13 protein-coding genes and 1 pseudogene are annotated in these 12,080 nt (G+C 33.2%); 3 read left to right on the plus strand and 11 right to left on the minus strand.

The window, feature by feature from the left end:
• Nucleotides 1-403: 403 nt before the first annotated feature.
• The 9 genes from BLP68_RS20585 to BLP68_RS20625 all read right to left on the minus strand — a co-directional run bounded on the left by BLP68_RS20585 (nucleotide 404) and on the right by BLP68_RS20625 (nucleotide 7,858).
• A complete protein-coding gene (locus BLP68_RS20585; RefSeq protein WP_091547587.1) occupies nucleotides 404-583 on the minus strand; it encodes a helix-turn-helix domain-containing protein in 180 nt (59 codons plus the stop codon).
• Nucleotides 584-752: 169 nt separating this feature from the next.
• The gene (locus BLP68_RS20590) at nucleotides 753-1,589 is read right to left on the minus strand and encodes a YjjW family glycine radical enzyme activase (protein WP_091547588.1); all 837 of its coding nucleotides are present in this window, start codon (nucleotides 1,587-1,589) and stop codon (nucleotides 753-755) included.
• Entirely contained in the window at nucleotides 1,582-3,075 is a 1,494-nt protein-coding gene (locus BLP68_RS20595) for a YjjI family glycine radical enzyme (RefSeq protein ID WP_091547590.1), read from the minus strand. The genes BLP68_RS20590 and BLP68_RS20595 overlap by 8 nt, the downstream gene beginning before the upstream one ends.
• Nucleotides 3,076-3,117: 42 nt before the next feature.
• Nucleotides 3,118-3,438, minus strand: coding sequence for an AzlD domain-containing protein (locus BLP68_RS20600; RefSeq protein WP_091547591.1), 321 nt, complete (start codon nucleotides 3,436-3,438; stop codon nucleotides 3,118-3,120).
• A complete protein-coding gene (locus BLP68_RS20605; RefSeq protein ID WP_207647958.1) occupies nucleotides 3,431-4,141 on the minus strand; it encodes an AzlC family ABC transporter permease in 711 nt (236 codons plus the stop codon). Before BLP68_RS20605 ends, BLP68_RS20600 begins: the two co-directional genes overlap by 8 nt.
• A gap of 51 nt (nucleotides 4,142-4,192) precedes the next feature.
• Complete coding sequence (locus tag BLP68_RS20610; protein WP_242877048.1) at nucleotides 4,193-4,642, minus strand: DUF3137 domain-containing protein; 450 nt, start codon at nucleotides 4,640-4,642, stop codon at nucleotides 4,193-4,195.
• A 250-nt stretch (nucleotides 4,643-4,892) separates the two neighbouring features.
• The gene (gene hgcB / locus BLP68_RS20615; RefSeq protein ID WP_091547593.1) at nucleotides 4,893-5,108 is read right to left on the minus strand and encodes a mercury methylation ferredoxin HgcB; all 216 of its coding nucleotides are present in this window, start codon (nucleotides 5,106-5,108) and stop codon (nucleotides 4,893-4,895) included.
• A gap of 14 nt (nucleotides 5,109-5,122) precedes the next feature.
• Nucleotides 5,123-6,283, minus strand: a complete 1,161-nt coding sequence (gene hgcA, locus BLP68_RS20620; protein WP_278278261.1) for a mercury methylation corrinoid protein HgcA — start codon at nucleotides 6,281-6,283, stop codon at nucleotides 5,123-5,125.
• Nucleotides 6,284-6,403: 120 nt separating this feature from the next.
• Nucleotides 6,404-7,858 carry an S-layer homology domain-containing protein gene (locus tag BLP68_RS20625; RefSeq protein ID WP_091547596.1) on the minus strand — a complete coding sequence of 485 codons (1,455 nt, stop codon included), beginning with the start codon at nucleotides 7,856-7,858 and terminating at the stop codon, nucleotides 6,404-6,406.
• Between the two features lie 260 nt (nucleotides 7,859-8,118).
• On the opposite strand from BLP68_RS20625, the gene ku reads away from it, so the two are divergent.
• The 3 genes from ku (at nucleotide 8,119) to ligD (ending at nucleotide 10,746) form a co-directional block, all read left to right on the plus strand.
• The gene (gene ku, locus BLP68_RS20630; RefSeq protein WP_091547598.1) at nucleotides 8,119-8,934 is read left to right on the plus strand and encodes a non-homologous end joining protein Ku; all 816 of its coding nucleotides are present in this window, start codon (nucleotides 8,119-8,121) and stop codon (nucleotides 8,932-8,934) included.
• 3 nt (nucleotides 8,935-8,937) lie between these two features.
• Nucleotides 8,938-9,777, plus strand: a complete 840-nt coding sequence (locus tag BLP68_RS20635; RefSeq protein WP_091547600.1) for an ATP-dependent DNA ligase — start codon at nucleotides 8,938-8,940, stop codon at nucleotides 9,775-9,777.
• A 90-nt stretch (nucleotides 9,778-9,867) separates the two neighbouring features.
• Complete coding sequence (gene ligD / locus BLP68_RS20640; RefSeq protein ID WP_278278262.1) at nucleotides 9,868-10,746, plus strand: non-homologous end-joining DNA ligase; 879 nt, start codon at nucleotides 9,868-9,870, stop codon at nucleotides 10,744-10,746.
• On the opposite strand, the gene BLP68_RS21915 is transcribed toward ligD, so the two are convergent.
• Complete coding sequence (locus BLP68_RS21915) at nucleotides 10,743-11,546, minus strand: anthrax toxin lethal factor-related metalloendopeptidase (RefSeq protein ID WP_176759136.1); 804 nt, start codon at nucleotides 11,544-11,546, stop codon at nucleotides 10,743-10,745. The two genes, ligD and BLP68_RS21915, sit on opposite strands and share 4 nt — an antisense overlap.
• 307 nt (nucleotides 11,547-11,853) lie before the next feature.
• Nucleotides 11,854-12,080: pseudogene (locus BLP68_RS20650) on the minus strand (IS1634 family transposase); the annotation flags it as partial.

Below are 12,080 nucleotides of genomic sequence, written 5' to 3' on the forward strand. Positions count from 1 at the left end.
ACTATGGCTTCTGCTGACTTCTCATGATAAATCTTGTTTCAACCGTGCTTCATACTCTGTTTTCACACGTCCATGAGACCTCCCCAGGTAAGAACGCAATCTTTCCTTCCATCTATCTGCTACATCTACACCTTATGCTTCCGGATAGTTTAGGGCTTTGGTTTGTGTGGCAACCTTACCCAGCATATGTGTGCCTTATATGTAGTTTCTATTCGTCAGACCAGAAGTTTGCCGTCGGCTTCCTTCAGATTCCACCTCACGGTGGACACCCTTGCCTTAAGCTATGCGCTTGGCACTATCAACCCGCGCTAGGGACTTTCACCCATTAGATTGCGCCCATGCTGGGCGCACCACATAAAAGGACAGCAAACCTGCTGTCCTTTTATAGTAATATGTATTTTCCTTACTCATTTACTGAATAATAGCAACGCTTAGGAGAAGTAATTTTATCCTCCTGCTTTAATTGCTTAATTGCCTTATCTACTTCCTTTTTTTCAATTCCAGTCAATTCTGAGATCTCTCCAGCCTTCATAGGCTCCTTTGACTTTTTTAAAGCTTCATAAACTGAATCATTTGTACTCATTTAGTTTTTCCTCCTGTCTTAATAGCTTTATATTACCCTTTATATACCAGGTAAGGCATACTATCATTATATCTGCCATTCCTCAGTATTACTAAATAAATATACAAATCAATTTATACATAATTCCACTTATATTATACCTATTAAAAAATTAAATAAACATTTATTATTACACTATGTAAACCTGCTTACATCCAATTTTTTCTGATAAACTCTTTAATTCTTCCATCACCTCATTTGAAGGAATATTAGCTTTCAGCAAGTTATTCCTAACCCCCAATGGTCTATACTTAATAAGCTTTAATCTAATTTGTGGATTAAGCTCTACTATTAATTTGCTTATTTCATTAACATTTCTTTTATTGTTTAGTAAATCTGGAACAATCACAGTCCTAATTTCATACAGCTTGTCAATTTTATTGAGATACCGTATATTCTCTAACACTATTCTATTGCTACAGCCTGTAAGCATAAGGTGTTCTTCCTCATCAAATGACTTTAAGTCCACCATAGCTTTATCAAATGAGTTTACAAAGGATTCATCAACCCATAATGGTACTGACCCATTTGTGTCTATGAAAATAGATATATTCATCTCCCTCAGCTTAATAAATAAATTTGTGAGAAATTCCTTTTGAAGAGTACATTCTCCTCCTGAAATAGTTACTCCAGAAATAAATGCTATGGTTTTACTTATGCTATTTATTACCTCCTCCACCGTCATTTCTACAGCCTTTGGCGAGCTACAGTATTCACATATTTTTATACAATTATCACAACCACAGCAGTTTTTCTCATTCCACTTAATCTTACTCTCCAATAACATTAAAGCATTTTGAGGGCAATCATTAACACACATACCACAATTATTGCACTGTCCAATTGTCTCTGGGTTATGACAATAGATACAATTAAAGTTACAGCCCTGCATAAAAATAGCTGTACGATTTCCAGGTCCATCGACAGAGCTAAAGGGAATTATTTTGTTTATGTATCCCTTATTCATAGCTTCTTAGCCTTCTATCATATATCCTTTGATTTTCTACCGAGCCAAGTCCTAATACTACTGCATCATTAAGAACTTGTTTTCCTTCAGCAAGCTTCTCCATATCCGATCTTTTAACTAAATAACCAGTAATCCGTATCACATCACAGTCTGAGGAATAGAGAGAAAAGTACCTCATTCCCTCTTTAAAGGCACCCTTAATTATATCTAATATATATTGCGGATTATTTACTGCTGTCATATCGAATTTAAATATATCCCCAATTCCTGATGGAAAAAATTTATGGAATTTTGCAGATTGCAATAAATGATCAAAAATCTGCGGCTCTTCACCAATGGGTATTCTACAGCCTGGACTTGTATTTTTATCTGTATCAATACCCACCTGAGCATGAAGTAAAAACTTTCCATTACTTATCTTGCAGTAATAATTATTATGCTTATGAACTTCTTCATGAAGCTTCTCAATGATTTTATATCCAAGTTGGTCAGCATATTGGTTATGTCCAAATCGTTCTTCTAGCTTTTGTGCCTTAAGTAGATGATTTACACATTCAGCTAAACCTACAACACCAAACATAGCTGTAAAACTATCCAAATTAATTAAACCCTCTTTAACTAAAAAGCTTGATTCAAAAAATCCACTCTTTTCGACTAAAAATGCTATTCGTTCATCCATGTAATTACACATTTTTTCAACTGCATCTGGTAGTAAATTATTAATAAAGTCGTCTGAACTATCGGTTTTTTTAGCTAGTTCTGATAAAACAAGCCTAACCAGTGTAAAGCTTCCACCTCCTATATTTAATCCATTATAGCAGCTGGCAATTCCATAATTGCTGCCTAGATCATTTAAAAACATATCATCATTGGCGAAGCTAGGCTTAGCAGTTTTTAATGCTGTTTCAATTGCTTGAAGGGCAAAGGAATCAGGGGTTTTATCACTATATTTTATTGTTATATTAGGAACAGAATTTTGAAGCTCCTTTTCTACCTGAAGTATTAATCTACCAGCTTTAGTATCAAGTGGACCAATATTCCCATGACAAAAAGAATCCCATAAGGTTCTATCTATGTGGGTTAAAAACAGTTTAATGGCTCTATAGGCTTCTTCTTCATTTTTAATAAATGGTTCTAAAAGCGTATCAATGTTTCCAATATAAACTGGGAATGAGGTAATAGAGGGAACATTTTTATATAATATTAGTAAATGATTGGTTGCTTCCCAAATGTCTATTGGTGGCTTTAAGTTTAAAAACTCACTGCCATACTTCATGAATTTTTCGTAGTCAGGTACAATGTATCTTGGACGATATGGGGCATTCCCCTCAAATAAATCACATATAATTCCTTCATCCCTATAGCTTTGTACTTCATCTGAAATGTTTAAGGGTTTTATACTATTTTCTGCCAGCCTAGCCAAGGTAATTAATTTTTGATGATATGTTAATTTTTGGTCTTGGATTCTCTGTAAAACTTCCTTCATCATTTTCACTCCATCCATTCATATTACAATTAAATTCAATATTTATAACCCAAGGAAATTGTTTAGGTATAATACAGCAAAAGCAACCCCTATGGACCCCAATACTGGTACAATTATTCCCCCCTTTTTCCAGGCATAAATAGTAGCAAATAATATAGCCATAATAGCAGCTAAAGGTAATTCTGGTATTGAATTAAATACTCCAGGAATTATTAAAGCCCCTAATGCTGTATAAGGAATAAACGTTAAAAACTGACGAAGACCATCAGGCAGCTTGCTCTTTGAAACAATTAAAAAAGGTAATAGTCTTGGTATATATGTCACCAACGCCATCCCAAATATTAGTATTAGCACATTATTCATAGGCCTTCACTCCCTCCCTAGTAAAATATACCCCTGCTGCTGATATTAAAACTATAGCTATAATTAGATTCCATCCAGATGAAAACAATTTAAAGTAATTCAATAAGGTATTTAGAACACCTGCAGATATTGCTAGAAGAGCAACCTTTTTAGATTTTTTTGCTTCTGGTATTAAAATAGCAGCAAACATTGCATATAATGCTACTCCCATACTGTTTCTAAGAAGCTGTGGTAGTATCTCTCCAACCAAATATCCAATTAGGGTTCCTCCTATCCACCCTAAGTAAGCTTCTAGCTCAAGAGGAAGTAAATAATCAGTAGTCATATTTCCTTTTTTCATAATTGCCACCGAAAAAGTTTCATCGGTTAAGCCAAAGGCTATAAAAAATAATCCCTTTTTTATATTTCCCTTTACTTTTGCTGCTAGGGAAGCACTCATTAATAGGTGTCGGGAATTCATTAACAGAGTCGCTAAAATAATCTCCCATGTTCCAACCCCCAGAACTAATAGATTTAATGCCATAAATTGACTTGCTCCTGCAAATACAAAAACAGAAAACATAATACTTTCCAAAAAAGTAATTCCAACAGCTTTAGAAAGCATTCCAAAGGTCATAGCTATTGGCACATACCCTACAACTATTGGAGCTCCAGCTATTATTCCTTCTTTATATTTTGATATTATTTTAATGTCCAGCTTCAAATGACCCTCTCCTTTGTCGCCAATTCACATTTAATTCTATAAGCTTTCACCTTATAATTTCATCCCCGGGTATTCTTCAGATGCAACTCCCATTTTGCAAAGATGATCTAATGTGTTTGCAAACAGCAAAAATAGCTGTTTTAATCTTTCTACATCTTTAATCACACCAGCTTCGTTAAAATAGATAATATCTACACCTTCGGGAACTTTATTGAAAGCTCCATCCTTATCCTTAATTTCTAATGATATTTTAGGCTGGCCATTAATTAAAGCTCTTAAATCTTTGTTTATTATTAATGCTTTGACTTTTTCTTCATCATTTCCCTTAACTATATACTTTTCATCAAAGTCATCAACACCTATTTGAATATCCTGCATACCCATCATTTTACCAATATCGCTGAATATTCCTTTACTATATACCTTAAATCTAAACCCATTATTATTTTTAAATGGCGCTCTAATTCTTGTATATGTTGAACTGCTCTTTCCATGGTTCACTGTATAGGTATCCAGTGTTATAGTCCATTCTCGCAGCTTGACATCTAGCTTGGATGGCGTAAAAACCCCCCTTTAAGGAACTCTCCACCCATATCTTCAGCCACTTGTTGCCATATCTCATCTCTACTGGGGCCAAATAATCCTTTAAAAAAACTCATATTAACCACCTCCATAACAAACAATTTACTTCTTACGCTACTTAACAGCAGGGCCTACTCCCGGTAAGCCATCCCTTTATGATGGCATAAGCTCAGCCAACTCCAGATTTAACTTCAATTGCCTCAACTGGGCAGTTTCTATCGCAAGCACCACACTCTATGCAAGCATCCTTGTTTTTAAATTTAGCTTTACCTTCCTGCATTTCAAAAACAGTATGGGGACAAACATTCAAGCACATTCTGCACCCAATGCATTTTTCTCTGTCAAGCTTAATTTGTGCTACATTTTTTATATAAGCTATAGCCATTCATATTCCTCCTATTAGTTAACGAATAGATTTACTATTAACAACAAACAGCCTAATACACTAGATAACGCTAATATCGGTACAGTTGCTAAGGTTTCCTTTTGCACACCTGAAAAGGACGTATATGTTGTAGAACCAGTAAAATTCAATCCTAAGTAGCTAATAATAGATATCATAAGAAGTGAGTGACCAATAATTGATATTAGATTACTATAAAGAAAACTATTTCCCTTAATAATAATTAATACCACCCAAGCAAACCCAAGAACAGCAGCCTTCAATGATAAGGCTCTAAAGGGCAGGTATGGAAGTAAAGCTGCAAATACTACAGTTCCAATCACTATGGTTATAAAATAAGGAATTGTACTAATAAAAGATGCAAGTAAGATTTCTGGTAAGGTAAGAAGTCTTTTTTCAAGCATCGACTGTAGTACAAAATACATATATATAATGGGAAGATATTTTAAAGTAATGGCAAACTCCAACAATGAAACCCAAAGTCTATCCTCTATATTAAAGATAACTCGCCGCATTTTCTCTGTTGCATTGTATCCATTTTTTTTGAAGTCTTTTATATCTGCTGCCCTTACTGGACCATAGCTGGGCTGAAACCCAGTGTACTTTCTTATTTCTTGAATCACTACTCCCGGTGCAGCAAGCTGTGGTAATATAAGTCTTCTATGAGAAACTAAATCCTCAATTTTGTTTTTTTTCACCTGATATATTACTTCCTCAGTTGAAAATGTCCCTTTTCCTGCAGCACACCAAACATTTACTCCATTGGTATCAATAACAAGTACCCAGAAGCTTTCCTCAAAAAGTTCTTTTCTTAACTGATCAATTGTTAATTTGTAATTGGCTGTAACTAGAACCTCTGACTTATCATCTGGATTTCCAATTGCATATAATCCTGGCGAAATCTTATAATTAAATCTACCTAGCCCAACTCTAACAGCCAAATGCCCAACATGATCCTTCCAATTTAGCTTTGAAGTAAGTCTAGGAATATTCCCTATTTCAGTTTCTACATATCCATCTAAGCCATGATGGATAATTTTATTACTAACAATCTCTTTATCCTCTGAAAACTTACGATCTATTTTTTCCTCTAAACTAGAGAATGTTGGTATAGAAGTACTTCAGCAGGATTGGTTGGGTGCTTTTAAATTGTTCAATGCTTTAGCCTCCTTTAAGTTTTATTCTATTATAGCATACCAATTTATAATATTGGTTGTTAAACTAATTATTTAGCAAAGCACCTGCATTTATCAAATGCAGGTGCTTTATTTTAATAATTATTCCATATTATCAAAATCAAAATTGTCAAAATCGAAATCTTCAAAATCAAAATCCTCAAAGTCAAATATGAAATCATCGAAATCAAATACCACAACCTTTGATGGATCTGGTTCTTTTATTTCTATTTCCTGACCAATGTTGTTGAAGTACATCTGAAGAAGTAACTCTACCTCTAACATTTCTTCTTCATCAATCATTGTCCCATTGAAGGTATAGCTTAGCTTAATAATTTCATAGTTTTCATTTATATATATTTCAAATATATAATATAAGTCGTCATTATATAAGTCATCCATAAGAAGCTTAAGCATTTCTAAATTGTCTCCTGGCATTAATCCTAGAGCTTCGTCTTTAGATAATTGAATCACATATTTTGAAGTTGATTCATCATTGATTACTACTTCACCTGCATACTCAATGTTAAAATCATTGTAGTTTTCATATAGATCTCTGCCAATAACATATCCTTCGATATTACCATCCTTTAATATAATTTCGTCATCTTCTAATAATGTCCATATGTCTTCTTCAAAATCACGTATATAAAGTTTATTTCCCATAATTATCATTTCATACTCTTCAACAATTCCTTCTCCCTCCGAGTCTAAAATCTTAAATTCTCCCATTGAATGAAGGTTTATCCCGTTAATAATATTCTTCTCTTCCATCTCCATAATAAAGCTAAACTCTTCAACTAAATCAGTCATTGCGAAGGCAAGAATAGTATTTATCTCCCCTTTATATTGAAGATTTGAATATTTTTCAAGGGTAGCATACAGATGAGGATGCTTCACTTCTGCCAATAAATCATCTCTATTTTTGATAAATCTGTGTATAATAACTGCTACTTGCTCTCTTTTTGCTGCCCCTTGTGGTGCAAAACGATTATTTTCTACTCCCTGCATTAGTCCTGTAGCTAAGGCCGCTTCCACCTCTTCAATCGCCCAGTAGGATACTAAATCTTTATCTACTAACCCTTCAAAGTGAGGCTTTGCTTCATTATAATTATCTGTTATTCCTAGCGCTCTTACAAACATTGCTGCCATTTGCTCACGAGTACTTTCTAAATCAACACCAAATTCATCGGGTGAAATTCCCTTTACAATACCTTCTCGATGGGCAGCTTCAACATATTTAAATGCCCAATGATTTGTTGGTACATCTTTAAAGGTTGCCACATCTGGTAAATCGTTAGTGTCTACCTCTAGTGCCCTAACAATCATAGTTATCATTTCACCTCGACGAACAGTATTAGCTGGTTTGAAATAGCCATTTTCGTCTCCTTTAATGATGCTATTAGCTGCTAATTCTATTATTGATTCCTTTGCATAGTCAGAGCTGAGATTAATATCTCTGAATTCCCCTCCAGCAAATACAACATTAGATAATACTATCAACAACATCAAAGTACTTAAAGCTATTTTTATAGCTCCACCTTTAATAATTTTCATATTCTTCCTCCTTACAGTTTTCTTACCCTAAATCAGTTCAAACTATCGGGCTAATATTAATAATACCACGATTATGTAAACCTGCCTCCTGTTAATGATATCCATAATCAATTATCTCTTATTAGAAGATGGTAACTTATTGCATATTTAAAATTTCATTATTTAAACGGCTATAATCTATAAATTAAATAGGATTTAAAATAGTGAATTAAAATGTTATAACTGAGAAAACTAGAAAAAAACAAAAGAGGTGTATATGAATGCATACAGTTTGGAAGGGAACAATAAGCTTTGGTCTTGTCAATATTCCAGTTAAGCTACATTCAGCTACAGAGGATAGAGATATAAAGCTTAGACAATTACATAAAAAATGTAATAATCCTATTAAATATAAAAAAACTTGCTCCCATTGTAATGAAGAGGTGAAACAGGAGGATATCATTATGGCATATGAATATGCTCCAGACAAATTCATTGCTTTAGACAAAGATGATCTTGATAAAATAAAAAATGAACAGGAAGAAAAGGCTGTAGATATTATAAATTTTGTTAAGCTTGAGGAAATTGACCCTATATATTTTGATAAGTCCTATTATTTAAGCCCTGGTGATGGAGGTAGTAAGGCATATGCTCTTCTCCGAAGATCTCTTTCAGACTCAGGAAAAATTGGTCTTGCAAAAATTATGATACGTTCTAAAGAGAAGTTGGCTGTCATAAGACCATATAATAACACACTTATTATGGAAAGTATTCATTACCCAGACGAAGTGAGGTCTATTGGTGCTGTTCCCAATGTACCAGAAAGTGTTGAGCTATCTAAAAAGGAGTTAGATACTGCCACTCTGTTAATTGATCAATTAACAGAAGCCTTTGAACCTGAAAAATATACAGATGATTATAGAACAGCGTTGATGGAGCTAATACAAGAGAAGATGGCTAAGGAAGAGGGTATTGAAAAGAAAAATCAACCAGATAACGTTGTGGATCTTATGAAGGCTCTTGAAGAAAGTATAAAGAAAACAAAGCCTAAGAAAACCACTTCGCCAAGAAAAACTCCTGAAAGGAAAAAGGCTTAAAATATGTTCCTTCCACCTATGCTATTGGAAACCGCCCCTAATCCTTTTTCATCACCAGATTATATATATGAAATTAAGTATGATGGAATAAGAATAGAATTATCCAACATAGATATACCAATACTATATACAAGGAATGGAAACAATATTTCTAAGAATTTTCCTGAGCTGTTACAAAGTCCTTTGGATGATATAGTTTTAGATGGCGAAGTTGTCTGTCTGAATTCTAATGGAAAAGAAAGCTTCGACAGTGTTATAAAGAGATTTTCAATGAAGAAAGAAGAAAAAATAAAACAACATAGTAAACAACACCCAGCAATGTACTTTGTTTTCGATATTTTATATTATAAAGGTCAAGACCTTCGACAAAAAGATCTAACGGAAAGAAAAAGGCTGCTTGCTAATACTCTAGAAAATAGTGAGTTTATAAAAAAGGTTAATTATATAGATGAAAAGGGGGAGAAATTGTTTCAGGAAATTATCCATAGAAAACATGAGGGTATGATAGCTAAAAGAAAGGACTCTTCATATGTAGGTAAACGTACCTCTAGTTGGTTAAAAATAATAAACTGGATAGAGGTTAATGCAGTTATAAGTGCCTTTAGAAAAAAAGACAATGCTTTAGTGTGCCTTGACGACATGGGTAATATGCTGGGATATGTGATTCATGGCATGAATCCCCATCAAAAACAAGCATTTTTTGCCATTGCAACAAAGCTAAAAATCAAGGAAGATAATAATTTTGTTTATCTCAAGCCCCTCATACGGTGCATTTTGAAAGGAAGGGGTATTACTGAAAAGGGATCGATAAGATCGGCAATATTTGTGGATTTCATATTGTAGTAAATCTAGTAATCTTATATAGGAGGTCTTACTATTACTTCGAAATTAAAAGATAGATACACTGTTGTTATAGACAATCAAGAGGTTGATATAACCCATCCTGATAAGATTCTCTGGCCTAAAAAGAGTATAACTAAGCTGGATTATTTACAATATCTAATTAAAATTTCTCCCTACCTTTTATTATTTTTAAAAGATAGGAACCTTACAGTAATTCGTTATCCACATGGTGTTAACAGCGAAAAGTTTTATCAGAAAAGTAGTCCCCCTTATGCCCCTGAGTTTATAAAAACCCATAAAATTGATGACATAAATTATATAGTCTGCTCAAATCTACCCACACTTATTTGGCTTGGTAATCAGGGAGCAATAGATCTTCATATACCTTTTAATACTATTTATTCGACAAATGCTAGTGAAATAGTTTTTGATCTGGATCCACCTAGTAAATCTGAATTTACTTTAGCCATAGAAGCAGCTCTAATGCTAAAGGAAATCTTTGATAAGCTACAGCTTATATCCTTTATTAAAACATCAGGTAATAAAGGATTACAGGTTTATATCCCTTTACCAGAAAATGAATTTTCCTACCAGCAAACAAGAAGGTTTACAGAATTTATTGCAGGTTTCATAATCACAAGAGAACCTAAATGGTTTACAACCGAACGCTTAAAAAAGAACCGTGGAAAACGCTTATATGTAGACTATCTTCAGCATGCCTATGGAAAAACAATAATCGCCCCCTATTCCCTTAGGGGAAATGAAGATGCCTTAGTATCTACACCTCTTTTTTGGGAGGAAATTACGCATCGAATAAAGCCTTCTCAATTTCCTATGGAGACAGTTATTGAGCGGATTGATTCAATAGGATGCCCTTTTTCAAGCTTTGAAAAAATTAAAAGAAAGCAAGCTTTTAATAGAGTAATAGAGTTGCTAAAAATGCAACAAGAAAATCTCTCTAAAGGTTAGAGAGATCTTAAGGGTTTTGAACTGTTTATATGATTAATCTTTAGAAATTCAGCTGTTTCAATTTTTCTAAAAAATTCATAGGTTAAAGGTGCATTATCTTTTAATTTTTCTCTGGTACTTAAACTATAAAAGTAGTATACAAATGCTTCTGCAAAATATTCATCTATAAATTCATAATAGCACAGATTACAATTTTCCTTAAAAAGTTGAGTATATTCTAACTCATGTATATTAATAAACTCATTTTTACTAGATATTCCCCTGAATATAAAAGTATCTATAGCATGGGCTATTTCATGGAGCTCTAAATTTAGGGAACCATGGGTTTTGTTACAATAGCTATAACCTATTTTTATAACTATCGGATTTCCTCCTATGCCGGGAACATTTTCCCAAGTCATTCCAGTTGTCTCCCAGCCTCTAGGGACTACTCCCTGTAATTTATTATACTCTGGTATATCAATTACTTTTTGATTGGTAAGAATTATTCTGATTTTGTTGTTTTTCAATTCTTGCAATAAATGTATGGGAATTCTTGTAATTCTATTTATTATACCTTCTACATCTTCTAAATCGTAGTCACCAATAATATTAAACTCAATAAGCTGTGAAATTATTTCTTCTTTTGCATCTATTTCTTGATAATTTGGAGCATGTACTTTATAATTATTTTCTTCATTTCTGATATAAACTTCCATATCCTGTTTATTGGCTGGATTGGAGATGTAAATAAGAACAATCAAAAATAATATAGTACCCAATAATAGAATATTAATATACTTTAATATTTTCGATAACATATTCATTTTCCCCCTACATACTAAAAAGTACTAGAAATGACCTTAGAATCCAATGTTAATATTTTAACATTTACCTTATATAATACTTCTATCGGAGAATTGCAAATCCTTTAATTTTCTAACAATTTTTTAGGGAGTTAATATTCCTTAAGAATTTAGTCGATTTGTGACACATAACTTATTTTCTTATTCTATAATTTATAATATAATCCCATCTTTGACAGTTGAGAAAAGAAATAAGCTTGAAACCTATTGTAAAAACTAGGCTTCAAGCTTTGTTTATGTATTTGAAAATTGCGTACTTTTTTTATCTTTTCGTGTCTTTAAAAATTTTTTTCATCTGGTTGTTTTTAATGATTTGAAAGTCTGTTCTGAAGCCAAAAGCCTCATGAAGAGCATCTGTAAAATCTGTTCGAGTATAGGTTGGGATATATCCTTCACCAGGAATTTCATAAAAATCCATGTCCCTTAACCCCCGTACGATTTCAGAACAGGTAAACTTACTGTCTAAGCGTTTTTCAAGATATCTGTAGA

The sequence above is a fragment of the Alkaliphilus peptidifermentans DSM 18978 genome (genome assembly GCF_900101495.1).
In the GTDB taxonomy this organism is placed as follows: domain Bacteria; phylum Bacillota; class Clostridia; order Peptostreptococcales; family Natronincolaceae; genus Alkaliphilus_C; species Alkaliphilus_C peptidifermentans.

Bases quoted from the DNA above. Each gene is read 5' to 3' on its own strand.
- BLP68_RS20585 (WP_091547587.1), bottom strand. From the start codon at position 583: ATGAGTACAAATGATTCAGTTTATGAAGCTTTAAAAAAGTCAAAGGAG.
- BLP68_RS20590 (WP_091547588.1), bottom strand. From the start codon at position 1,589: ATGAATAAGGGATACATAAACAAAATAATTCCCTTTAGCTCTGTCGAT.
- BLP68_RS20595 (WP_091547590.1), bottom strand. From the start codon at position 3,075: ATGAAGGAAGTTTTACAGAGAATCCAAGACCAAAAATTAACATATCAT.
- BLP68_RS20600 (WP_091547591.1), bottom strand. From the start codon at position 3,438: ATGAATAATGTGCTAATACTAATATTTGGGATGGCGTTGGTGACATAT.
- hgcB (WP_091547593.1), bottom strand. From the start codon at position 5,108: ATGGCTATAGCTTATATAAAAAATGTAGCACAAATTAAGCTTGACAGA.
- BLP68_RS20625 (WP_091547596.1), bottom strand. From the start codon at position 7,858: ATGAAAATTATTAAAGGTGGAGCTATAAAAATAGCTTTAAGTACTTTG.
- ku (WP_091547598.1), top strand. From the start codon at position 8,119: ATGCATACAGTTTGGAAGGGAACAATAAGCTTTGGTCTTGTCAATATT.
- BLP68_RS20635 (WP_091547600.1), top strand. From the start codon at position 8,938: ATGTTCCTTCCACCTATGCTATTGGAAACCGCCCCTAATCCTTTTTCA.
- BLP68_RS21915 (WP_176759136.1), bottom strand. From the start codon at position 11,546: ATGTTATCGAAAATATTAAAGTATATTAATATTCTATTATTGGGTACT.